We start from the raw sequence: 22,168 nt of genomic DNA, 5'->3' as shown, positions 1-22,168 counted from the left end.
TCGCATGGGCTTAGAGGCACTGCTTGCTAGTCACGTAACATGATATTGAGCTGATCAACTAATTCAGCCCAGTCGGCATCTTCCTCTATTGCTTGCTTTAAGAATGCCGCTTGTGATGGATTCCAAAAGCTTGCATGGTGCAAAGGCTCAGAGCTGTGCTGCTGACGATGACTATTGACAAACTGTTTGATTTCTTGAGATGAACTGCCTAAGCCAAGTTGATTGAATAGATCCGCCATATTGTGCTGATGTAATTCCATTTTCGCCTCCCTGATCGTCAACGCTATCCTAGAGTATAACCCTCGCTCCGCTAATCGCCTTTTTAACTGCCAACCTTTTCAAACTATTTTATTCTTTTCTCAAGATAGTAAAAAACCCAGCCGAAGCTGGGTTTCATTGAAATCATTTAAGCAATAACTGCGTTTACGCGATGCGATCCTTTTCCCACGCTGCCAGTTTTTCAGCACGTGCAGCTTCACGAGCTTCACGTTTTTTGCGTGCATCACACGGTTCTGGGCAGTTACATACTTTTTCAATGCCAACTGCGCCTAAACCACCACAACTGCCTTTGACGACTTTCTTCTGGATAATATAGCCGATTGACATGGCCGCAATCACAGCCATAAACACACCAAAGGTAATTAGAAATGTACTCATAATGACAGACTCTTAAATTATTGATTCATAAACGGCTGGTAAGCTTCCGATGCCAGCTCTTTAAAGCCATCTTCAGTTTTTACAATCATAAAGGCCGGAATATTGTGTTCGTTGGCGACTTGCATTCCTAGCTCCTCACCAAGCACCATCAGACCTGTGGCTAATCCATCCGCAGTCATAGACGATTTATCTAACACAGTCACAGAGACTACTTTGTGATTGATAGGCTTACCCGTTTGCGGGTTAATTATATGCGAGTATCGTACGCCATCACGCTCAAAATAGATACGGTAATCACCGGAAGTCGCTACCGCCATATCGCCAGGCTCGATGATCTCTTGAATCGCGCGCTCATCCGCAGAGGGTTTCTCAATTGCGATACGCCACTTAACCCCTTCACGGTTCAAGCCTTTTAGTCGCATTTCGCCACCCACTTCCACCATATAATTTTCAACCCCTTGAGACTGAATATAGTCCGCAACAACGTCTACCCCCCAGCCTTTTGCGATGGTCGACAAATCAACATATAGGTTGGGAATATCTTTACTTAAGGTATTGCCTGCTACGAAAAGGTGTTCAATACCGGTTAACGCTTTGCGAGCCGCTAACTCTTCATCGCTAGGAACAACTTCTGGGCGAGCTTCCGGGCCGAAGCCCCACAAGTTCACCAATGGCCCAACCGTGACATCTAACGCACCTTGAGTCAGACCGTTCAAGCGGATCGCTTCTTTCACCACAGTGACCGTTTGTGGGGATACTTCAAACGCTTCAGATGATTGCAACTGGTTAAAACGACTTAATTCAGAGTCTTTACGATAAGTCGACATTTGATCATTTACTTCTTCTAGCAGACGATCGACTTCTGTTTGCAGGGCTTCCGGTGTCGGTATGCCATCAGCAACAATGTATTTAATATTATAAGTGGTCCCCATAGTAGGGCCCGTCAAATGTACTTGCTCAGCTGGTTTTTCACAGCCAGCAAGAACCAATAGAGAAGCGAATGCAACAAGCCACTTGTTCACTTGTTTGACTCCTTAATTTCTAAACGAGAATAGCGCATGCTTCTAAAATAGAGCGCATCGACTATTACCGTTCTTAGAAAAAACAATGGCTGACTCTAGTGAGTCAGCCATAACATTCTGATACTTAGGTGGATTAACCGCCGAAGTCATCCAATAGAATGTTTTCGTCTTCTACACCGAGGTCTTTCAGCATGCCGATAACAGCCGCGTTCATCATCGGTGGACCACACATGTAGTACTCACAATCTTCAGGCGCTTCATGGTCTTTCAGATAGTTTTCGTACAGTACGTTGTGGATGAAGCCTGTGTAGCCATCCCAATTATCTTCTGGCATTGGATCTGACAATGCACAGTGCCAAACGAAGTTGTCGTTTTCTGCTTGTAGACCGTCGAAATCTTCTACATAGAACATTTCACGCTTAGAACGAGCACCGTACCAGAAAGACATCTTACGCTTAGACTTCAGACGCTTAAGTTGATCGAAGATGTGCGAGCGCATTGGCGCCATACCGGCACCACCACCGACGAATACCATTTCGTTATCAGTGTCTTTAGCGAAGAACTCACCAAATGGACCAGAAATAGTACACTTGTCGCCTTCTTTTAGAGACCAGATGAACGAAGACATGATACCTGGTGGAACATCAGGATTATTAGGCGGCGGCGTAGCGATACGCACGTTTAGCATAATAATGCCTTCTTCCTCTGGGTAGTTAGCCATCGAGTAAGCACGGATTGTCTCTTCGTTGACCTTAGACTCGTAACGGAACAGGTTAAACTTGTCCCAATCTTCACGATACTCTTGTGGTACATCGAAGTCAGCGTATTTAATGTGGTGAGCAGGCGCTTCAATCTGGATGTAACCACCCGCACGGAACGGTACTGATTCGCCATCTGGAATTTGCAGCTTAAGCTCTTTGATGAATGTTGCTTTGTTATCGTTAGAGATAACCGAACATTCCCACTTCTTAACACCAAAGATCTCTTCAGGAAGCTCGATATCCATGTCAGTTTTCATTGCAACCTGACACGCTAGACGCTCACCTTCACGTGCTTCACCTTTAGAAATATGGTCAAGCTCGGTTGGTAGAATGTCGCCACCACCTGATTTAATTTTTACGCGACACTGACCACAAGAGCCACCGCCACCACAAGCAGAAGATACGAATACACCAGCACCAGCTAGCGCACCCAGTAGTTTACCGCCTGGTTGTGTAACGATCGCCAGATTAGGGTCGTCGTTCACAGAAATTGTAATGTCACCTGTTGGTACCAGCTTAGACTTAGCGAAAAGAATCACTAAAACTAGCGCCAGTACGATCAGAGTAAACATCACGACACCAAGAATAATATCCATTAACTATTCCTTAATTGTTGCGGTTTACCCGACTTACAGTTGAACACCAGAGAAAGACATAAAGCCTAACGCCATTAAACCAGCAGTGATAAACGTGATACCAAGACCACGTAGACCTGGAGGTACGTCAGAGTACTTCATTTTCTCACGGATACCTGCAAGCGCTACGATTGCCAGCATCCAACCCACACCAGAACCGAAGCCGTAAACAACAGATTCAGCAAAGTTGTAGTCACGTTGGACCATAAAAGATACACCACCGAAGATCGCACAGTTAACTGTGATCAAAGGTAGGAAGATGCCCAATGCGTTGTACAAAGGTGGGAAGAAGCGATCTAAGATCATTTCTAGGATCTGTACCAATGCTGCAATAACACCGATGAAGGTAATGAAGTTAAGGAAACTTAAATCCACACCTTCAGCCAGTGCGTCCGGTTTTAGCACAAGGTTATATACTAGGTTGTTCACGGGTACTGCAATGGTTAACACGACAGTTACCGCAATACCTAGACCAAATGAAGTCTTAACTTTCTTAGATACGGCAAGGAATGTACACATACCCAAGAAGAAAGAAAGTGCCATGTTCTCGATGAAAATCGATTTAACTAGCAAACTAATATAATGTTCCATGACGACCTTACTCCTTCGCTTCTACTTGTTCAGGCTTAAAGGTACGAATCGCCCAAATCATGAAGCCGATTAGGAAGAACGCTGAAGGCGCCAATAACATCAGACCGTTTGGCTGATACCAACCGCCGTCTTTCAGTAAAGGAAGCACTTCCATACCAAACAGCTTGCCGCTACCTAGCAGTTCACGGAAGAAACCGACCGTAATTAGAACGAAACCGTAACCTAGACCGTTACCAATACCATCGATAAGAGATGGCACTGGCGCAGACTTCATTGCGAATGCTTCAGCACGCCCCATTACGATACAGTTGGTGATGATAAGACCAACGAAAACCGATAACTGCTTAGAGATATCGTACAAGTACGCTTTCAAAATTTGGTCTACCACGATTACTAGCGATGCGATAATGGCCATCTGAACGATGATACGCACACTGTTAGGAATGTGGTTACGGATAAGAGAAACAAAGAAGTTAGACAATGCAGTTACGAAGGTTACCGCTAGTGTCATAACAAATGCTGTTTCTAGTTTAGTTGTTACTGCAAGAGCAGAACAAACACCAAGAACCTGTAGCGCGATTGGGTTGTTATCCAATACTGGCGCTAGAATGCTCTTTTTAATGTTTTGTGCACTAGACATTAGTTCAGACCTCCGTCACGAACTTTTGCTAGGAATGGACCAAAGCCCATATCGCCTAACCAGAAGTCAAATGTGTGTTGAACACCGTTACTAGTTAGTGTCGCACCTGATAGGCCATCAACACCGTGCTCAGAACCTGCTGGAGCACCACCTTTCACTACCTTGATAGCTGGTTTGTGGTTCTCATCAAACAACTTCTTGCCTACAAACTGGTCACGCCAAGCTGGGTTTTCAACTTCACCACCCAATCCAGGAGTCTCACCTTGTTCGTAGTATGTGATACCAGATACTGTGTTACCGTCAGTTTCAACCGCAACAAATGCGTACATCATTGACCATAGACCGTTACCATGAACTGGAAGGATGATCTTAGATATTGCACTGTCTTGTTTCACTAGGTAAACGGTACCTACGTTGGCACGACGAATGATCTTCGCTTTGTCATCTTCTGCAGAAAGCTTGATAGACTCAGCTGGATTTTTTGCCGCTTTACGCTGATCGTATGTTGCAGCATTGCCATCAACAAACTCACCCGTTTCAAAGTTAACTAGGCGTGGTTCAATAAACTCAGCAAATAGCTCAGGAACTTTTTTGCCTTGAGTTTCGATGCCTGCAACTTCAACGATCTTAGTTTGCTTATCTAGTACAGCGTTAGCTTTTTGCTTGTCGCGTAGACCCACGGCTGCTGTTGATACGATGATTGAACAAACAAGGCTCAACCCGATAACAACACCCAGCGTCTTTTTAATGCTGTCGTTATTACTTGCCATAGCGTGCTTGTCTCCGCTTGATGTTCTTCTCGATAACTACGTGGTCGAACAGAGGTGCAAACAGGTTCGCGAATAGAATCGCCAGCATCATACCTTCTGGGTAGGCTGGGTTAACAACACGAATCAAGACACACATCACACCGATAAGAGCGCCGTACCACCATTTACCTTTATTGGTAAATGAAGCAGATACTGGGTCTGTCGCCATAAAGAACATACCGAATGCAAAGCCACCAAGAACTAGGTGCCAGTGCCATGGCATGTTGAACATTGGGTTAGTATCTGAACCGATGACGTTAAACAGCGTCGCCGCTGCGATCATACCGATCATTACACCAGCGATGATGCGCCATGAAGCAATGCGCATGTAAACGATCATTGCTGCGCCAATCATTAGCGCCAGTGTTGAAACTTCACCAATAGAACCAGGAATGTTACCAATGAATGCATCCATCCAAGTGATTGGAGCACCTGTTACTGTATTCAGCAGCGCACCGTTACCACCCTGAGCCCATTGGCTAAGTGCTGTCGCACCAGAGAAGCCATCCGCCGCAGTCCAAACCACGTCACCAGAAATCTGCGCTGGGTAGGCGAAGAATAGGAAAGCACGGCCAGCTAGTGCTGGGTTAAGGAAGTTACGACCGGTACCACCAAAAATCTCTTTAGCAACAACAACACCAAAGGTAATACCTAGGGCTGCTTGCCATAAAGGAAGTGTTGGCGGAACAATAAGGGCAAACAGGATAGAAGTAACAAAGAAGCCTTCGTTAACTTCGTGCTTACGCACCATACAGAACAGTACTTCCCAGAAACCACCAACGATAAATACCGTCGCGTAGATAGGTAGGAAGTATGTTGCACCTAAGATCATCTTGCTGCCAACGCCTGCATCAGCGCCTAAAGTGCCGCCAAGCATTTCTGTTAGCCAGTAGTGCCAGTTACCAGCAACAACCGCTGCAAGCTGATCACCCACATACATATGGTTAAGTGCTGCGATAGCTTGGCCACCCGCGTTGTACATACCCCAGAACATTGCTGGGAATACCGCGAACCAAACCATGATCATGATACGTTTTAGGTCAACGCTATCACGAACGTGCGAGCTTTTCTTTGTCACAAGACCTGGCGTGTAGAACAGAGTCGCTGCTGCTTCGTAAAGCGCAAACCACTTCTCATGCTTTCCACCAGGCTCAAAGTGATGCTCGATGTCTTCAATAAACTTTTTAAGAGCCATGAAAAATTACCCTTCCTTCTCGATGGTATCTAGGCATTCACGAAGCAGTACGCCATATTCGTATTTACCTGGACACACAAAGGTACACAATGCTAAATCTTCTTCGTCTAGCTCGAGTGCACCAAGCGCTTGAGCGCTGTCAGTGTCACCTGCACACAGATCACGAAGTAGCAGAGTTGGTTCCATATCTAGAGGCATTACGCGTTCGTAGTTGCCAATTGGAACCATTGAACGATCACTACCATTGGTCGTCGTTGTCATATTGTACAACTGACCTTTGAATACGTGACCAAGGAATGAGCGAGTAATTGAGAACTTGTTCTTGCCAGGCATTGCCCAACCGAACAGGTCTTTTTCACGGCCTTCACGTAATACAGAAACCTGTACGTGGTAACGACCTAGGTATGCATGAGGACCAGTTGCATGTGTACCGCTTAGTACTGAACCAGAAATCACACGAACTTCACCTGGCATAAGCTCGCTGTCAGTCACATCCTCAAGGCTAGCACCAAGAGTTGTACGAACAAGTCGAGGGTTATTCACTACTGGGCCAGCCAGAGAAATAACACGGTCAGTATAAAGTTCACCAGTTAGGAACAACTTACCGAACGAAATAACGTCTTGATAGTTGATACTCCACGCCACATTTTCAGCATTCACTGGGTAAAGGAAATGCATGTGAGTGCCAGCAAGACCTGCTGGGTGAGGGCCATCAAATACGTGTTCTTCAACATTAGGCTGAGAAGAACGAGGAAGACTAGTACCAGATTTACATACGTAAACCTTGCCATCAGTCAGAGTTGAAAGCAGATCTAAACCTGCAACGAACGCTTCTTTTTGTTCATTAATGATCAACTCAGGCTGAGCTGCCAGTGGATTAGTATCCATAGCAGTTACGAAAATAGCCTGTGTAGAAGATTCGATTGCTGGAACCTTGCTGAACGGACGAGTACGTAAAGCAGTCCAAAGACCTGATTCAACCAGTTGAGCTTTAACCGTTTCACGGTCAAGACCTGCTAGTTTTTCAGCTTCAAACTTATCGAATGTCACCTGCTCTTCACCTGCGACTTCAATCACTACAGATTGAAGTACACGCTTAGCGCCACGGTTAACCTCGATCACTTTACCAGCTGCTGGTGAAGTAAATTTCACTCCCGGATTCTTCTTATCTTCAAAAAGAACTTGAGCTTTCTTTACTTCATCGCCTACGCGGACATGCATAGTAGGACGCATGCCGACGTACTCTTCGCCAAGCAAGGCGACTTTTTTGATGGTTTTACCATCATTAATCACCTGGGTAGGAGTTCCTGCTACAGGAAGGTCCAAACCCTTCTTTATTGTAATCATACGCACTTGCACTACTTTTATCGGGAAAAAGATTCTTTGTTTGCGTAACTTTTAGACACGACACTAGTGTCCGGTTTTGGTGAAGTTTTAAACACCAAAATCGCAACATCCTATTAAAAATCTCACTACAAGGAAGAAGTGAGATTTATCAGGTGCGATAGTCTATCATCTTTTGGGAACTAGACGCCATGATGAATACTATGATTAACAGAGATATTTTGTACGAATAAGGTTCAAAAGCGTAAGGAATAGTCATAATTTTGAGCCACCGCACAAACGTAAAACTGCGCGAAATTCATTATTTTTTAGATTCATTCACAGGGTGAAACAATCTGTTTTAAAACTAAACATCGCGTGATTTTGTTTCTACCTTGTTAATGTCAACATTACGCAACTAATGAAAAAGGGTAGCAAACGCTACCCTATTTTGTATGTTATTTTGAACCACCGAGACACATTGGGCTATCTGGGGCGAGCTGGTTTTGTTCTTGCCACTCAGCTCCCGTGTAAGTGTGCATCGATAATGCGTGAATGTGGTTAGCTAACTCATCCGCAAGCACTTGGTTAACTTGACGATGACGAGCGATCAATCGCGCCCCAGCAAACTTCTCACTCACAATCACAACTTTAAAGTGACTTTCAGACCCTGCCGGCACGTTGTGCATATAGCTTTCATTAACCACGCTTAGGTGATCTGGATTAAAAGCCTCACTCAACTTACTTTCTATAATTTCTTGTATCATCGGTATTCACCATCAGATATGAACAACTGTGTAATGCTTGATAATAAGCGTCTAACCAATAAAGCTAAAGGTTTTAGTTTCCTCTACCGTCAGCTTTTGCGACAATTTACCCATTGATGACCAGTTGGCATTGCTACTATGAAAACCGAGCTTACGCTACATGAGCGTACCCTTTCTCTATTACGCTATCCCAAAAGAAACCAAGAAACGCTTCAAGCATGGGATGCTGGGGACGAATATCTAATCAACCACGTCGAGGAAATGAATTTAGCACCCGGCCAAAATATTCTTATCATCAATGATCACTTTGGCGCCTTGAGTTGTTGGTTCAGTCAGTCGCACAATGTCACACTCATGAGTGACTCATTTATCTCTCATCAAGGGACAAAAGAGAACTTAAGTCTCAATCAATGCCCAGAGATTACCTATATGACGACCATGGAAGAAGTTCCGAGTAATATTGATTTGGTACTATTCCAACTGCCTAAAAGTAATCGACATTTAACTTGGCTTTTGAGTCGACTTCGCCGTGTTTTAAACGCAACAGTGCCAATTATTGCCGTCAATAAAGCCAAAGAAATTCACAGTTCAACACTGAAACTGTTTGATAAGTACCTGGGTGAAAGCAAAACCTCTCTGGCATGGAAAAAACACCGCCTTGTGTTTTGTCAGGCCGACACTCCTACCGTAATTGATGTGTCACCTGATACTCGATGGCAGGTCGATAACCAGCAAATCGAGCTAAATAATCTACCTAATGTCTATTCTGGTGAGAGTTTAGATTTGGGCGCACGCTTTATGCTTGAGCATTTACCGCAAAACTCATCACTCAAACATGTCCTCGACTTAGGTTGTGGCAATGGTGTGCTATCGGTAAAAATGGGCCAACTCAACCCGCAGCTCAAGATTACTTGTGTTGATGAGAGTTTTATGGCGGTGGAATCGGCGCGGCAAAACCTGCTCACCAATTTAGGATCTCAGCGAGAGTTCACCTGTATCGCGAATAACTGTTTGGATGGTATGAGCGAAAAATCGCTCGATATGGTGTTGTGTAACCCGCCCTTCCACCAGCAACAGGCGATTACCGATCACATTGCTTGGCAGATGTTCTGTGATGCAAAGCAAATTCTTAGTGTTGGTGGGCAATTATTAGTTATCGGCAACCGTCACCTCGGCTACGATGGAAAGCTAGCTAGACTGTTTGGTAAGCCGAACGTAAATGTTGTCGCTTCCAATAAGAAATTTGTTATTTTACAAGCGACTAAATAGTTCACTATTATCTGTCTATACGTTTCAGTAGGCTCACAGAGTTAACAACAAAGGAAATTACAATGAGAAAACTGGTTCTGGTCGCGTCAATGGCATTGCTTGCTGCGTGTAGCGCACCACAGCAAGAGCAAATTAACTTCATGCCGAAAGCAGTATTGAGCAACAGTGATATCGTGCAAGATGCCGCTTTTACGCTTACCAGCAAAGATATGCGTTCAGCACAGTATGTTGCCTTGGTTGATAGCGGTCGTTCGAACATTGAGCCAATACACTCCAAGCAAAATGTTCGTATCTCAATAGAGAACGCTTTGCTGGATCAATTTAAGTCACAAGGTTTCCGTAGCACAGTTAATAGCGAAAATTCGGTTGAAGTTGAAGTTCAAGAAGCGCTGGTTTCTGTCAAGCACAGTGTGATGGAAAACCAGATGGACGGCAAAGTGGTGTTACAAATCACCGCTGAAACGCCTCAAGGCAAACTGGTTAAGACCTACACTGGTACGGCTAAGCGTACTGGCGCATTAAGCGCATCAAATGAAGAGATCGAAGAAGTGCTTAACGATGTAATCAACCTAGTACTGCAAGAAGTGTCCAACGATCGTGAACTTCAAAACTATATGCAGGAGCGTTTCTAATGTGGAAAGCGGCGATTGCCTCACTTGCTTTAGTCAGCAGTTTTGTATTTGCAGGCCCAAAAGTAGAGTTTGAAACCAATCTTGGCGCTTTTACCATCGAGTTAAACCAAGATAAAGCGCCGATTACCGTTGCTAACTTTTTAAAGTATGTCGATGACGGCAGTTATGTTGGCTCGCAGTTTCACCGCGTGATTCCTAACTTTATGGCACAGGGCGGTGGTTTCGACCAAGAGATGAAACCGCTTGCCACTTATTCTCCGATTCAGAATGAAGCGTCAAACGGATTGAAAAACAATACGGCGACCATCGCGATGGCTCGGACGAACAATCCAAACTCAGCGACACGCCAATTTTTTATCAACTTTACAGATAATAACTTCCTCGATTATGACCAGCGCCCACCAGGTTATGCGGTGTTTGGTCAAGTGACGCAAGGCTTTGATGTCATCCAACAGATGGGCAAAAAGCCGACTCACTCTGTTGGGCGTTATCGTGATGTCCCAGTCGAGCCAATCATTATTACTAAAGCAACTCTTCTTAAGTAGCACCTCTAGGCTCTGACCATCTTGGTTGGAGCCTTTTTCTCGCATACCGGAAACTCAACAAGGAATAGAGTATGTCTTCTGACTCCCCTTCCATGACTTGGCTAGAAACGATTCGAAGCTATATGGACAAACGCCTGATGTGGGTCTTTATGCTGGGTTGCTCAAGTGGTTTCCCTTGGGTATTGATCGGCTCAAATATGTCTGGTTGGCTCAAAGATGCTGGCTTAACTCGTGCTGCTATCGGTTACTTTGGTAGCGTGTTTGCCGTCTATGCCATTAACTTTCTTTGGGCACCATTGGTTGACCGCGTGCGGCTTCCTGTACTGCATGCCATGCTAGGTCAACGGCGAAGTTGGGTATTTCTCTGTCAGTCGGTCGTCTTGGTCTGCACCTTACTGATAGCAGGCGTTAATCCTTCAGAGAACCTCATGCTGACTTCCATGCTAGCACTCGGTATTGCCATCTCTTCCGCCACTCAAGATATCGCTATCGATGCGTATCGAATTGATAGTTTTCCCAAGTCTGAACCTTCCAAACTACCACAAGCCTCGGCAATGGCAGTTATCGGCTGGTGGACAGGTTATTCCGTACCTGGCTATTTAGCCTTTATTAACGCGGATGCGATTGGTTGGAATGGGGTCTATTACGGCATGGCCGCTATCGTTGGCGTATTGATGCTATTCACTCTGCTAACTGGCGAACCTCATACTCAAAGGGATTCACTACAAGCACAAGCGGAACAACGCCACAATCAAGTCGTAGGCAATCGAGCACTTGCTTGGTTGACCGTTACCGTGGTTGAGCCTTTCCTTGATTTCTTCAAACGTAATGGTTTCCGCGTTGCCCTGACTCTTTTGCTGTTTGTGTTCCTGTTTAAAATCGGCGAAGCATTCTTAGGTAGAATGTCGATCACCTTCTATAAAGAGATAGGCTTTAGCAATGAGCAAATTGGCTACTACTCAAAATTGATTGGTTGGGGCTTAACCATTCTGTTTACGTTAATCGGCAGTATGGTCAATGTGAAATTCGGCATTGTTCGTGGCCTGATGATCGGCGGTATTGCAATGGCATCAAGCAATTTGATGTTTGCCTGGATTGCACAAGTCGGGCCAAACGAGCAGTTGTTCTTAGCAACACTGGTAGTCGACAACTTCACTTCCGCTTTCTCAACCGTCGCCTTTGTCTCGTTTTTGACTGTAGTAACCGGACAAGCTTTCTCTGCCACCCAATACGCCTTGTTAGCTTCTTTAGGTAACTTTGGCCGCACGACCTTGGCCTCATTCTCTGGCGAGCTTGTTGATTACCTCAATGACTGGTCAACCTTCTTTATCTTAACGGCGGTCATGGTCATACCTAGCCTGATAATGCTCTACTCACTCCGACATTACTTCAATGACATGCTCGATAGAGCAAGAGAGCGCGACAGCAAGGAATCGCAACAACAAACAACCTCCGAAACATAAACAGAAAAGGCTTGGAATATCCAAGCCTTTCTTTTACCACTTTGCTAAGTTCTAAGGGTACAAGCCTTTGCCGAAAAGATTGAACACTCTCGCCACCCCTTGAGTGAACAGCATAGGTTCTGTCAACACCGTGAGACACAAACAATCTTCCCCAGCGCGAGTATAAGGGCTGTGTTTGATAGAGCCATCTTTGAGCAAGAAATCACCGACTTGGTAATTTCCGTCTTCATCACTAAAACGACCATGTATAACTAAAGTCGCTTCTAACCCCTTGTGAGTGTGCTGAGGAATTGCGACATCTTCAGCAATATACATCAAGTTAACTCGTGCACGATCTGAAATATCGATTGGGGCACTGTAGACTTTTCCACCATAACTTTTCCAATCTCCAATTCTGTCTTTAAAACGAGAGAGAGAAAGCGGCAGCCTAAAGCTTTTACCATTCACCTCAACAAATATTGGCATTCTCGGTAGCCTCAAAGGTTCACTGTTTTGCTCCAAACAAACGATACTGTCAAACATACTTTCTAGCCCCAGTTCAAAGTCTGCACTGGTACTCAATAGTTCTTCACCGCACTGGGCTTCGACCTGCTTAACAAATTGGCGACACTGTGGACACCCTTCAACGTGAGTGGCGACAGTAAAGGCACTCACATCATCGAGTATGCCTTGAGCGTAAGCTTCTAACATCGATGTTTGTGGATGATAACTCATACTAATCTGCCTCTATAGAATTGCGGAGTTTTTCTACGGCTAAGCGTAGCCTTGATTTAACGGTTCCAAGCGGTATATCAAGCATATCCGCTACCTGTTGATGGGGTAAATTTTCAAGATAAACAGCTTTGACGACTTTTTTCTGTGCCTCGGGCAACTGGTCTAAATATTTTACGATTTGCTGTTTGAGCCGTTCAGTTTCGGGAGAATAATGCTCGACCATATCGGGTGGACAGTAATCATTAGGCCAGATATCTTCCGAATGGATATGTGCTTCTTTGCCCTTTTGCTTGCGTAACGTGTCGAAACACAGATTACGGGCTATGGTATATATCCACGTCGACAACGAACTTTTCTCTCCATCAAATAAACTGCTTTTCTGCCATACCGTTGCCATCGCTTCTTGAACAATCTCAAGTGCCACTTGTTCATTGCCCATGTGGCGAAAAACAAACTGCTTTAAACGCGGTGAAAAATGATAGAAAACCAGTGAAAAAGCTTGTTGATCCTGCTGTTTGATTTTATCCATGCACAATGCCCAATCCTTTCGAGAAAAAGCTTGGGGATCCAGATTGTCCATATCGATATCCTTCATTGCTCTTGTGCTGATTGAACTTATTGATCGTTATACGCCAAACCTAAAAACAGGATCACTTTGTGGCCTCATTCATCAGTGCCTGTTTTAAAAACGCCATAGAAGTTGAACAATCGGGTTGCATCGCTAGCTGATCCAACTGTTGATTGGTTAACGGCAGTATTTCTAACCAACGCTGACTAACCCAACTCGCATCGTCAAAAAATTTCTGTTGATACAAATCACCGATATCTGGAAATTGTTGGTAAACACGATCTAAATAATGACACAAAGGTTCAACTTCAGGTGCGACCTTAGCCACTTCCCAGCTCGGCAACCAACTTACGCTAGCGTAGCGCAAGCCATCAAATTCAACCCTGATGCTATCAATAAATAGCTTTTTTATCCCGGTAACAGAAATCCCCAATAATCCATCATCAAGTAACTCAAAATCGACAATTTTGACTAAAGTGCCGATTTTCGATAGCTCGCGGCCCACACCTTCATCCGTTTTGTCGAACAAGCACACGCTAAATGTTCCATCTGATTTCATCGCTTGAGAGACCAAACGTTTGTAACGCGGTTCAAAGATCCTTAAGCGCATTTTCCCCTCAGGCAACACGATAGAGCTTAGGGGAAAAAGCATAACTTCAGCCATAACTGCCTCTCCTATTCATCTCATTAACCATTACGTTACAACACGGCAACCCGATCATTCACCAAATCTGTTGAATACTTGATAAGCATAAAAATTAGAGCCAACGTTTGCGTAAACGATACCCGCATCACTTTTTGTGCAATAAAATGAAAGTTCCGTTACATATTAACTTTTAGCTCATTAATGAGATCTAGATCTATGGTTTTAGATTTTTTTACACTAGTTGCACATGGATTTTGAGATTAATGTCTATATTATCCATCCCATAAAGCACAACCGAGAATGTGCAACTAAGTAAGTATTCAGTGAATATTTAAACTAACAAACTATAGAGAGTTTCCACTATGCGTAAATCACTTTTAGCTCTTGGTGTTGTTGCAGCAGTTTCAGCACCAGCAATGGCAGCAGATTATACTGACGGCGATATCCATAAAAACGACTACAAATGGATGCAGTTCAACTTAATGGCGGCGGTAAACGAGAAAGGTCCTGGTAAAGAATCTACTCACGATTACCTAGAAATGGAATTTGGTGGTCGTTCAGGTATCTTCGATCTATACGGCTACGTTGATTACTTCAACATTACTGGCAACTCTAGCAGCGATAAATCAGGCTCTGACAAATTGTTCATGAAGTTTGCACCTCGTATGTCTCTAGATGCAGTAACTGGTAAAGACCTATCTTTCGGCCCAGTACAAGAAGTTTACGTTGCTTCTGAAATGATTTTCTACGGTGGTTCTAGCGAAGGCCAATACAAAATTGGTCTAGGCTCTGACATCAATGCACCTTGGCTAGGCAAAATGGGCCTAAACCTATACGGTAACTACGACAACTCTAAAAAAGACTGGAACGGTTACCAGCTATCAACTAACTGGTTCAAACCATTCTACTTCTTCGAGAACGGTTCATTTATCTCTTACCAAGGTTACCTAGATTTCCAATTTGGTATGAAAGACGAGTACTCTCAATCAAGCACTGGTACTGCAATGTTTAACGGTATCTACTGGCACTCTGACCGCTTTGCGGTTGGTTACGGTCTGAAACTATTCAACGACGTATACGGCTTTGAAGATGGTGCAGCAGTTCCTTGGAACTCAGCACAAACTAACGATTCTTCAGGTGTTGGTCACTACTTTGCAGTTACTTACAAGTTCTAATCGCGCTTACTAAGTAAATAAATTGAAAATGGCACCTTGAGGTGCCATTTTTATTGCTTTCCCATTTACAGACATTATCCTTTGAGCAAATAGATCTATTTGCGAGCATGCAGTGAATATTGCAATCGTCGGCCCTGGTGCCATTGGTTCATTATGGGCAATCAAATTAAAAACGGCAGGTCACAATGTTTCATTGTGGTCGACCTCATCAGAGAAAATACTCGCTCTTCAACTGGGAGACCAGCCAGCCCAGCAATTTTCAAATCGTAATCTGAGTGAAATCAAGCATGCCGATCTCATACTCGTCACGGTCAAAGCGTGGCAGGTAGAACAAGCGCTAAGTCCACTTATCGCCCACATCCACCACGATACAATTCTGGTTTTGATGCACAATGGCATGGGCACAGCCGAGTCACTCCAATCCTTATTGCCGAAAAATCCTTTGGTACTCGCAACCACAACGCATGGCGCGTTTAAGCCCAGTAAGCAGAGTGTGGTGCATACAGGAAAGGGACAAACTCAACTTGGCGGTTACAACCAATCTGGCAGTCAGTGCTCATTTCTCGAATCGGTCTTCAATCATGCTCTACCCGACACCCATTGGAACCCTAAGATTGACCATGCGTTGTGGATCAAACTGGCGATCAACTGTGCGATTAACCCATTGACGGCAATCAATCAGATCACCAACGGTCAACTGACATCGCAGCCCTATCCAGCTGTAATATCTCAAGTTCTCGATGAGGTATACCTGATATTGCGCGCAGAGCAGATTGCGATATCTCGCGATGAACTGGGGCAGACCGTCGATCACGTGATTGCGGCCACAGCGAAGAATCACTCTTCCATGCAGCAAGATATTTTCCATCATCGGCCAAGCGAGATAGACTTCATTACCGGCTACTTGCTGCAATGTGCAAAAAGCCACGGCATTTCATTGCCGAAAAACCTCGAACTGTATCAAGCGATCAAACAGATAGAACAAAGTTGGAATCTATAATGACGAAAAAAGTACTTGTCCCTATTGCACCGGGTAGCGAAGAAATGGAAGCTGTCACCATTATCGACATGATGGTGCGCGCAGGCTACGAAGTGATCGTTGCCAGTGCCGACTTTGATGGTCAGCTAACAATGAAAGCTTCGCGAGGCGTGATGTTAAGTGCCGATTGCAAACTGGTTGATGTTGCGGATGACGAGTTTGATGCCGTCATACTACCTGGTGGCGTAGACGGTTCGGAAATCTTTCGTGATAGCACAGTATTAATAGAAATCGTACGTCAACAGATGTACGAAGGTAAATTAGTTGCTGCCATCTGCGCCGCCCCCGCTCTGGTTTTAGCTCATCACAATCTCTACCCAGACGCCTTAATGACATGTCACCCTAGCTTTGAAAGCCATATTGCCAAACAAAACTGGCGTGTAAAGCGTGTCACTTATGATGTGAACCATAATTTACTCACTAGCCAAGGGCCGGGTACTGCGCTCGAATTTGCTATGGAAATTATTATCAATTTGTCGGGCAAAAAACATGCCTGGACCGTTGCAGAGCCGATGGTGACCTTACCAACACTGCACTATCACAAAGTGGGTGATGAATGATGTTCGATGCAGCCCATATCGCAGCGCAATTTCCAGCATTAAACCAACAAGTCAATCAGCAAAGGTTAGTCTATTTAGATAGCGCTGCCACCAGTCAAAAACCTCGGTGCGTTATTGAGTCCATCGGTGACTATTACAGTCAGCAGAATGCTAACGTCCATCGCGGCAGCCACAGCTTAACCGCTAAAGCCACTAGTGAATTTGAATCAGCTCGCGAGCGTGTTGCAAGCTTCATTAGCGCAAAATCGAGCAAAGAGATCATCTGGACTCGCGGGGCAACAGAAGCGCTGAACTTGATTGCTCAAACTTATGCGCGCTCAACACTCAAGCCCGGCGACGAAATCCTCATCAGTGAGCTGGAGCACCACGCCAATATCGTGCCATGGCAAATTGTGGCACAGCAAACAGGTGCCAGCGTGGTCAAGATTCCGATGACGAATGAGTGTCAGTTGGATTTTGCCAAATTTAAGTCACTCATTAATGGCAGAACAAAGATCGTCGCCTTAGCGCACATCACTAATGTGACAGGAACCAGACAGCCGGTTGAGCAAGTCATCGAAATAGCCCATCAACACAACGCGATTGTCGTCGTCGATGGTGCTCAAGGCATCGTACATGAATGTGTCGATGTGCAAGCACTGGACGCTGACTTTTATGTATTTTCAGGCCATAAGTTATTTGCGCCAGCAGGGATAGGCGTTCTTTATGGCAAACTTAGTCTGCTTGAAGCGATGCCACCTTGGCATGGTGGCGGCAAAATGGTCGAGAAAGTCTCATTCAACGGTACGACCTTCACCGGCGTGCCTGGAAAGTTTGAAGCGGGTACACCTAACGTTGCCGGCGCAATTGCATTAGCTAAAGCAATTAACTGGTATGCATCTCTCGATCAAGCCCTAATCGAGCAACACATCGAACAATTAGTTGAACGAGCTCACCAAGGGCTTGAGCAAATCGACGATGTTGAAATCCTTGGTTTTCAGCGCGGATCCTCCGTTATTTCGTTTATCGTTGACGGAGTGCATCACCAAGATGTCGCGACTCTGCTCGATCAGCAAGGCATCGCGGTAAGAGCAGGCAATCACTGCGCTCATCCGCTAATGGATGCATTGGGCGTAAAAGGCACTATTCGTGCTTCATTTGCGCTATACAACACGTTAGAAGATGTCGACAGGCTGATCAACGCCGTCGAAAAAGCCGTGGGTATGTTGTAATAAAAAAAAATAGAGGGTTGATACTATATCAACCCTCTATTTTGATGAGCTTTACTTTAAAGCTCATCAAAAGCTTCTATCGCTTCAGAAAGCTTTTTCACACCATGGATTTGCATCCCCGCGATACCGCCCTTGGGCATATTGGCAGCAGGAACAATCGCTTTCTTAAAACCATGTTTAAACGCTTCATTCAAACGCTCCTGACCACTTGGTACCGGACGAATTTCTCCCGCTAGACCGACTTCACCAAACACCACCACATCTTTAGGTAGGGCTCGGTCTCTAAAGCTTGACAGCAAAGCCATCACCAAAGCCAGATCCGCACTGGTTTCCGTTACTTTCACCCCACCGACAACGTTAACAAACACGTCTTGATCCGCCATTTGTAAGCCACCATGCTTGTGCAATACCGCTAGCAGCAATGACAATCTGTTTTGTTCAAGGCCGACGGCCACTCGGCGAGGATTGGCCAGCTGCGAGTAATCCACCAGCGCTTGAATTTCGACCAACAGTGGGCGTGTCCCTTCCCAAACAACCATTACCGAGCTACCTGAAGTTTCTTCCTCTCCACGTGACAAGAAGATAGCAGAAGGGTTACTCACCTCTTTTAATCCCTGCCCTGTCATGGCAAAGACACCCAGTTCGTTAACGGCCCCAAAGCGGTTTTTGTGGCTACGTAAGGTTCTAAAGCGGCTGTCTGTACCGCCATCAAGTAATACAGAGCAATCAATGATATGTTCGAGCACTTTCGGCCCCGCCAACGTGCCATCTTTCGTTACGTGACCAACGATAAAAACAGAAACGTTATTTTGTTTAGCGTAGCGAGTTAGCGCTGTCGCAGCTTCACGAACCTGAGCCACACTGCCTGGCGAAGACTGAACATCAGATACATGCATGACCTGTATCGAGTCAATGACCATGATCTTCGGCTGCTCTTTTTCTGCAATCTGACAGATGCGATCGACATTGGTTTCAGAGAGCATCTTTAAATTGTCTTTCGGTAAGCCTAAACGGGATGCACGCATGGCAACCTGCTGCAACGATTCCTCACCAGTAACATACAAAGTAGGCATTTGCGAGGCGAGATAACACATGGTTTGTAAGAGCAGTGTCGACTTACCCGCTCCTGGATTACCACCGATAAGAATCGCAGCTCCCGGAACCACTCCACCGCCTAAAACGCGGTCTAACTCTTTAAAACCACTGGTAAAACGCGGGACCTCCTGCAAGTCAATTTCTGACAGAGTCTGAACTTTTGCCTCAGTGGTTGCGCCTGCATACCCAGAAAGGCGTTCATTACGCGCCACGGTCGGTGAAGCAGCCAAGCGTATCTCGCTTATCGTATTCCATGCCCCACACGCATTGCACTGCCCTTGCCAACGGGGGAAGTCCGCCCCACAGTCATTACAAACGTATGCTCTTTTCGCTTTTGCCATGTAACCTCAGGTTTCTAAATACTGTAATTGTGATGCATACACTATCCGTGCTTGCTTTACTCACACATCTTTACTTGATTCGCTGTAACATATCATTAAAGATCTTTATATCAAGGTCGATATTTTGAGTAAGGGATACTCTAACAAAAAAATATGCAGCAGCCAGAAATACTCTCTCTAGCGGAACGTTTAATTCCCGCTTACCATTCAGAAGATTTTGAATTTCTTCTCGGTCAAATGACTGAGGGAGATCCGCCGTCGGTTAAAATACTCGTCAAGATGGAACTCAACCGAGTCATGGCCCCATGCACAAAACCTATCGATTTGCGCGGGCGAGTAAAGGGAGAGTGTCGAGAGTATGACCTTGACGGTCTAAAGCATTGGCTCGACGACGTGGCATTTAACGCCTACCACAAAAATACCCGTAAGTTTGGCGGCTATACCGAAGGGGTATGGGAGGCCTTATGCAATACGCATAACAATTTCCGCGTAATGCAAAAGCGCGGCAAACCGATAGGCAGAGAAATCACGGCTGGCATCGATGGTATCAACGGCATCGACGTTGAAGCGATGATCATGGGCTACGACCTTAAACGCCGAGAAAACCGTTTAAAAGTCTCCTCACAAATAGAGATTGAACTGCTTAGCAGGCAAATCGTGCATGCTGTCACGGTCGATCTTTCTCCATCTGGCGCCAAATTCAAAGTGCCTTCTGCATTTAACTACAAACTTGGCGAAGTCATTAATGTTCGTCTCGTTGAGTTGGCTAAGACCCTAGATTTGGAAGGGATTGATTCCCCCCTCTCTTACCGAATTGTTGCGATAGACGAATCTTACGAAAACGATGCGGTTAAATTTCTGCGCTTGTTAAAACTCGATAATTCGAATCTGGTTGAAGCTGTTATTGAACAACTGCTCAAAAGCGATAGTCAAAAAACACGTCACGATAACCAAGACAAAATCATTCGCGCTAGAGCACGAGGCTTTGAACATACTTACCTTAAACACACCTGTAACCTGCCGGTGTTTTTTAGTGGCAGTGAACTCAAGCTGGCGTTAATGACGGAAAACAACCAGAGAATCTGGCAATACTTCCATGACGAGCGTAACCAACAAAGCCTGAGCAACTTATTTAACAATCAGCGTATGTCTTTGCTCACTACCGAAGGGATGAGAGGCAGTAGCAATGTGTTCTATACCTTCACCCATGAGCACCAAGATAAAACGCTCTTTTTCTCGATGATGATGCCTGAAGCGACGCGCGAAGTACGCCAACTGTTCTGGCACATTGGCGCGAAGAAAAAGAGCTGGAAAGTATTTAGGTTGTCGGTATTTGAACTCTCATCAGAAGAAAAGCAAGCTCTGGGTCAACACACCAGTGAGCTTGATCTTGAAGCGGCCTCTCTTACCCACTGTGGTATTTTGCAGGAGATCGCAGACGAGACCAGTAGCCAAGACTATCTACTCGCAGAAAAGCCACGTATCGCCAGCAGTGAACTGAATCCATTTAGACATGCACGCAATCCGGAAAACAATCCTGTCTGTATCTATTTTGACGCCAAATCTCGTCGCAAAGAGCCTAGGTATCAGTTTAAATCACCGTTACAACTGACAGAGCCCGACAATACGCTCTACGAAGGGAACAGTGTTGATATTTCTAAACACGGCGTGAGTGTTGTGTTGACAGCGCCATGCAAACTGAAAGCGGGTGAAACGTGCACAATTAACTTCAAAGAGTTACAACTGTACGACAAGAAGTTACCGCTCAGCGAAGTTCCTTATCAGGTGATCAGAGTCAGCCCGAATGGCAAGCAGTTGCAGCTCGCCATCATAGCTGACAGCCAGATCATGCGTACCATCGCCTTTTTCGGTAAATTGATCGAGCATAACCAAGATAAACTGAGCGCGAAAAAAGAGCTGTTGCCGAGTAACGCTCTACTTGAAGGGCTGCATGATATTCTGCTCGATAAGATGGTGAGTTCACCGCTATTTATCGAAAAGAAAGCGGGAAGCCTAAGGCCCAAAGCCATCGGTGTTAACTATCCGCTTAAGCCTTACCTTGCTATTTTGGCGAAGCTTGGTGACGAAAAAAACTTCTCACTAGGTCCGATATATAAAGGACGCACCAACACTTTACTTGCCCAACCAATGAAGCGAATTGAAGGGGCTCAACCGCAATATCACGAACTCTATCTAACCGCATCGAGGTTTGGCACTCGGATACAATCCGTCGAATCGAAACTCAGTACGGATTTTGAGAACCTGAAACAGCGTATGATGTTTGTTAAAAAAGCACAAGCGATGGGCGAATTTTACGCGATTCGAATATGTGGCGCGCCAGTATTTGACCCCATTACCGCTCTGGTCCGAAAAGACCTCGATGAATTGACCCAAATCAGCATGCATCACGCACGCAGTCTGGAAAAAGACATTCACAATATTGTTGGTTACGGCGAACTAACCGATATTACCGAAGAGGTCTTAATCCGTTTAGGCTTGAGTAAATAATA

23 protein-coding genes are annotated in these 22,168 nt (G+C 45.1%); 9 read left to right on the top strand and 14 right to left on the bottom strand.

Annotated elements, in window-relative coordinates:
* Window positions 1–26: 26 nt before the first annotated feature.
* The 10 genes from TW81_RS14385 to bolA all read right to left on the bottom strand — a co-directional run bounded on the left by TW81_RS14385 (window position 27) and on the right by bolA (window position 8,400).
* Window positions 27–260 carry a DUF2789 domain-containing protein gene (locus tag TW81_RS14385; protein ID WP_045956421.1) on the bottom strand — a complete coding sequence of 78 codons (234 nt, stop codon included), beginning with the start codon at window positions 258–260 and terminating at the stop codon, window positions 27–29.
* Between the two features lie 163 nt (window positions 261–423).
* The gene (gene nqrM / locus TW81_RS14380; protein ID WP_038174054.1) at window positions 424–657 is read right to left on the bottom strand and encodes a (Na+)-NQR maturation NqrM; all 234 of its coding nucleotides are present in this window, start codon (window positions 655–657) and stop codon (window positions 424–426) included.
* Between the two features lie 17 nt (window positions 658–674).
* Window positions 675–1,679 carry an FAD:protein FMN transferase gene (locus tag TW81_RS14375; protein WP_045956420.1) on the bottom strand — a complete coding sequence of 335 codons (1,005 nt, stop codon included), beginning with the start codon at window positions 1,677–1,679 and terminating at the stop codon, window positions 675–677.
* 133 nt (window positions 1,680–1,812) lie between these two features.
* Entirely contained in the window at window positions 1,813–3,036 is a 1,224-nt protein-coding gene (gene nqrF, locus TW81_RS14370) for an NADH:ubiquinone reductase (Na(+)-transporting) subunit F (protein ID WP_045956419.1), read from the bottom strand.
* Between the two features lie 33 nt (window positions 3,037–3,069).
* Window positions 3,070–3,666, bottom strand: coding sequence for an NADH:ubiquinone reductase (Na(+)-transporting) subunit E (gene nqrE / locus TW81_RS14365; protein ID WP_045956418.1), 597 nt, complete (start codon window positions 3,664–3,666; stop codon window positions 3,070–3,072).
* 7 nt (window positions 3,667–3,673) lie between these two features.
* The gene (locus TW81_RS14360; protein ID WP_045956417.1) at window positions 3,674–4,306 is read right to left on the bottom strand and encodes an NADH:ubiquinone reductase (Na(+)-transporting) subunit D; all 633 of its coding nucleotides are present in this window, start codon (window positions 4,304–4,306) and stop codon (window positions 3,674–3,676) included.
* Window positions 4,306–5,076, bottom strand: coding sequence for a Na(+)-translocating NADH-quinone reductase subunit C (locus TW81_RS14355; RefSeq protein ID WP_045956416.1), 771 nt, complete (start codon window positions 5,074–5,076; stop codon window positions 4,306–4,308). The genes TW81_RS14360 and TW81_RS14355 overlap by 1 nt, the downstream gene beginning before the upstream one ends.
* Window positions 5,066–6,310, bottom strand: coding sequence for an NADH:ubiquinone reductase (Na(+)-transporting) subunit B (locus tag TW81_RS14350; RefSeq protein ID WP_045956415.1), 1,245 nt, complete (start codon window positions 6,308–6,310; stop codon window positions 5,066–5,068). Before TW81_RS14350 ends, TW81_RS14355 begins: the two co-directional genes overlap by 11 nt.
* A 6-nt stretch (window positions 6,311–6,316) precedes the next feature.
* The gene (locus tag TW81_RS14345; protein WP_045956414.1) at window positions 6,317–7,657 is read right to left on the bottom strand and encodes a Na(+)-translocating NADH-quinone reductase subunit A; all 1,341 of its coding nucleotides are present in this window, start codon (window positions 7,655–7,657) and stop codon (window positions 6,317–6,319) included.
* Between the two features lie 434 nt (window positions 7,658–8,091).
* Window positions 8,092–8,400, bottom strand: coding sequence for a transcriptional regulator BolA (bolA, locus tag TW81_RS14340; RefSeq protein ID WP_045956413.1), 309 nt, complete (start codon window positions 8,398–8,400; stop codon window positions 8,092–8,094).
* 138 nt (window positions 8,401–8,538) lie between these two features.
* On the opposite strand from bolA, the gene TW81_RS14335 reads away from it, so the two are divergent.
* The 4 genes from TW81_RS14335 (at window position 8,539) to TW81_RS14320 (ending at window position 12,309) form a co-directional block, all read left to right on the top strand.
* Complete coding sequence (locus tag TW81_RS14335; protein WP_045956412.1) at window positions 8,539–9,669, top strand: methyltransferase; 1,131 nt, start codon at window positions 8,539–8,541, stop codon at window positions 9,667–9,669.
* 62 nt (window positions 9,670–9,731) lie between these two features.
* Window positions 9,732–10,301: a YajG family lipoprotein gene (locus tag TW81_RS14330; RefSeq protein ID WP_045956411.1), complete on the top strand. Its 570-nt coding sequence runs from the start codon at window positions 9,732–9,734 to the stop codon at window positions 10,299–10,301.
* Entirely contained in the window at window positions 10,301–10,846 is a 546-nt protein-coding gene (locus TW81_RS14325) for a peptidylprolyl isomerase (protein WP_045956410.1), read from the top strand. Before TW81_RS14330 ends, TW81_RS14325 begins: the two co-directional genes overlap by 1 nt.
* A gap of 71 nt (window positions 10,847–10,917) precedes the next feature.
* On the top strand, window positions 10,918–12,309 hold the full coding sequence (locus TW81_RS14320; protein WP_045956409.1) for an AmpG family muropeptide MFS transporter: 1,392 nt from the start codon (window positions 10,918–10,920) through the stop codon (window positions 12,307–12,309).
* Window positions 12,310–12,360: 51 nt separating this feature from the next.
* Here the strand turns inward: TW81_RS14320 and TW81_RS14315 are convergent, their stop codons facing one another.
* The 3 genes from TW81_RS14315 to TW81_RS14305 form a co-directional block, all read right to left on the bottom strand.
* A complete protein-coding gene (locus tag TW81_RS14315; protein WP_045956408.1) occupies window positions 12,361–13,023 on the bottom strand; it encodes a ChrR family anti-sigma-E factor in 663 nt (220 codons plus the stop codon).
* 1 nt (window position 13,024) lies between these two features.
* Window positions 13,025–13,603, bottom strand: coding sequence for a sigma-70 family RNA polymerase sigma factor (locus TW81_RS14310; RefSeq protein ID WP_045956407.1), 579 nt, complete (start codon window positions 13,601–13,603; stop codon window positions 13,025–13,027).
* A 70-nt stretch (window positions 13,604–13,673) separates the two neighbouring features.
* Complete coding sequence (locus TW81_RS14305; RefSeq protein ID WP_045956406.1) at window positions 13,674–14,255, bottom strand: LON peptidase substrate-binding domain-containing protein; 582 nt, start codon at window positions 14,253–14,255, stop codon at window positions 13,674–13,676.
* 344 nt (window positions 14,256–14,599) lie between these two features.
* Between TW81_RS14305 and TW81_RS14300 the strand changes: the two genes are divergently transcribed.
* The 4 genes from TW81_RS14300 (at window position 14,600) to csdA (ending at window position 18,222) form a co-directional block, all read left to right on the top strand.
* Window positions 14,600–15,412, top strand: coding sequence for a nucleoside-specific channel-forming Tsx family protein (locus TW81_RS14300; protein ID WP_045956405.1), 813 nt, complete (start codon window positions 14,600–14,602; stop codon window positions 15,410–15,412).
* Window positions 15,413–15,524: 112 nt separating this feature from the next.
* Window positions 15,525–16,412: a 2-dehydropantoate 2-reductase gene (panE, locus tag TW81_RS14295; protein ID WP_045956404.1), complete on the top strand. Its 888-nt coding sequence runs from the start codon at window positions 15,525–15,527 to the stop codon at window positions 16,410–16,412.
* The gene (locus TW81_RS14290) at window positions 16,412–17,011 is read left to right on the top strand and encodes a DJ-1 family glyoxalase III (protein ID WP_045956403.1); all 600 of its coding nucleotides are present in this window, start codon (window positions 16,412–16,414) and stop codon (window positions 17,009–17,011) included. Before panE ends, TW81_RS14290 begins: the two co-directional genes overlap by 1 nt.
* Window positions 17,011–18,222, top strand: coding sequence for a cysteine desulfurase CsdA (gene csdA / locus TW81_RS14285; RefSeq protein WP_045956493.1), 1,212 nt, complete (start codon window positions 17,011–17,013; stop codon window positions 18,220–18,222). Before TW81_RS14290 ends, csdA begins: the two co-directional genes overlap by 1 nt.
* Before the next feature lie 56 nt (window positions 18,223–18,278).
* Here csdA and radA read toward each other — a convergent pair whose 3' ends face one another.
* The gene (radA, locus tag TW81_RS14280; RefSeq protein WP_045956402.1) at window positions 18,279–19,658 is read right to left on the bottom strand and encodes a DNA repair protein RadA; all 1,380 of its coding nucleotides are present in this window, start codon (window positions 19,656–19,658) and stop codon (window positions 18,279–18,281) included.
* A 153-nt stretch (window positions 19,659–19,811) separates the two neighbouring features.
* Between radA and TW81_RS14275 the strand changes: the two genes are divergently transcribed.
* Window positions 19,812–22,166: a PilZ domain-containing protein gene (locus tag TW81_RS14275; RefSeq protein WP_045956401.1), complete on the top strand. Its 2,355-nt coding sequence runs from the start codon at window positions 19,812–19,814 to the stop codon at window positions 22,164–22,166.
* Window positions 22,167–22,168: the final 2 nt, after the last annotated feature.

The sequence above is a fragment of the Vibrio galatheae genome, assembly GCF_000967545.1.
Lineage (GTDB): Bacteria > Pseudomonadota > Gammaproteobacteria > Enterobacterales > Vibrionaceae > Vibrio > Vibrio galatheae.
This window is presented reverse-complemented; position numbering and strand designations above follow the sequence as displayed.

Excerpts from the sequence above, each read along its gene's own strand:
- TW81_RS14385 (WP_045956421.1), bottom strand. The coding sequence starts at position 260 with ATGGAATTACATCAGCACAATATGGCGGATCTATTCAATCAACTTGGC.
- nqrM (WP_038174054.1), bottom strand. The coding sequence starts at position 657 with ATGAGTACATTTCTAATTACCTTTGGTGTGTTTATGGCTGTGATTGCG.
- nqrF (WP_045956419.1), bottom strand. The coding sequence starts at position 3,036 with ATGGATATTATTCTTGGTGTCGTGATGTTTACTCTGATCGTACTGGCG.
- nqrE (WP_045956418.1), bottom strand. The coding sequence starts at position 3,666 with ATGGAACATTATATTAGTTTGCTAGTTAAATCGATTTTCATCGAGAAC.
- TW81_RS14360 (WP_045956417.1), bottom strand. The coding sequence starts at position 4,306 with ATGTCTAGTGCACAAAACATTAAAAAGAGCATTCTAGCGCCAGTATTG.
- TW81_RS14355 (WP_045956416.1), bottom strand. The coding sequence starts at position 5,076 with ATGGCAAGTAATAACGACAGCATTAAAAAGACGCTGGGTGTTGTTATC.
- TW81_RS14350 (WP_045956415.1), bottom strand. The coding sequence starts at position 6,310 with ATGGCTCTTAAAAAGTTTATTGAAGACATCGAGCATCACTTTGAGCCT.
- TW81_RS14345 (WP_045956414.1), bottom strand. The coding sequence starts at position 7,657 with ATGATTACAATAAAGAAGGGTTTGGACCTTCCTGTAGCAGGAACTCCT.
- bolA (WP_045956413.1), bottom strand. The coding sequence starts at position 8,400 with ATGATACAAGAAATTATAGAAAGTAAGTTGAGTGAGGCTTTTAATCCA.
- TW81_RS14335 (WP_045956412.1), top strand. The coding sequence starts at position 8,539 with ATGAAAACCGAGCTTACGCTACATGAGCGTACCCTTTCTCTATTACGC.
- TW81_RS14330 (WP_045956411.1), top strand. The coding sequence starts at position 9,732 with ATGAGAAAACTGGTTCTGGTCGCGTCAATGGCATTGCTTGCTGCGTGT.
- TW81_RS14325 (WP_045956410.1), top strand. The coding sequence starts at position 10,301 with ATGTGGAAAGCGGCGATTGCCTCACTTGCTTTAGTCAGCAGTTTTGTA.
- TW81_RS14320 (WP_045956409.1), top strand. The coding sequence starts at position 10,918 with ATGTCTTCTGACTCCCCTTCCATGACTTGGCTAGAAACGATTCGAAGC.
- TW81_RS14315 (WP_045956408.1), bottom strand. The coding sequence starts at position 13,023 with ATGAGTTATCATCCACAAACATCGATGTTAGAAGCTTACGCTCAAGGC.
- TW81_RS14310 (WP_045956407.1), bottom strand. The coding sequence starts at position 13,603 with ATGGACAATCTGGATCCCCAAGCTTTTTCTCGAAAGGATTGGGCATTG.
- TW81_RS14305 (WP_045956406.1), bottom strand. The coding sequence starts at position 14,255 with ATGGCTGAAGTTATGCTTTTTCCCCTAAGCTCTATCGTGTTGCCTGAG.
- TW81_RS14300 (WP_045956405.1), top strand. The coding sequence starts at position 14,600 with ATGCGTAAATCACTTTTAGCTCTTGGTGTTGTTGCAGCAGTTTCAGCA.
- TW81_RS14290 (WP_045956403.1), top strand. The coding sequence starts at position 16,412 with ATGACGAAAAAAGTACTTGTCCCTATTGCACCGGGTAGCGAAGAAATG.
- csdA (WP_045956493.1), top strand. The coding sequence starts at position 17,011 with ATGTTCGATGCAGCCCATATCGCAGCGCAATTTCCAGCATTAAACCAA.
- radA (WP_045956402.1), bottom strand. The coding sequence starts at position 19,658 with ATGGCAAAAGCGAAAAGAGCATACGTTTGTAATGACTGTGGGGCGGAC.
- TW81_RS14275 (WP_045956401.1), top strand. The coding sequence starts at position 19,812 with ATGCAGCAGCCAGAAATACTCTCTCTAGCGGAACGTTTAATTCCCGCT.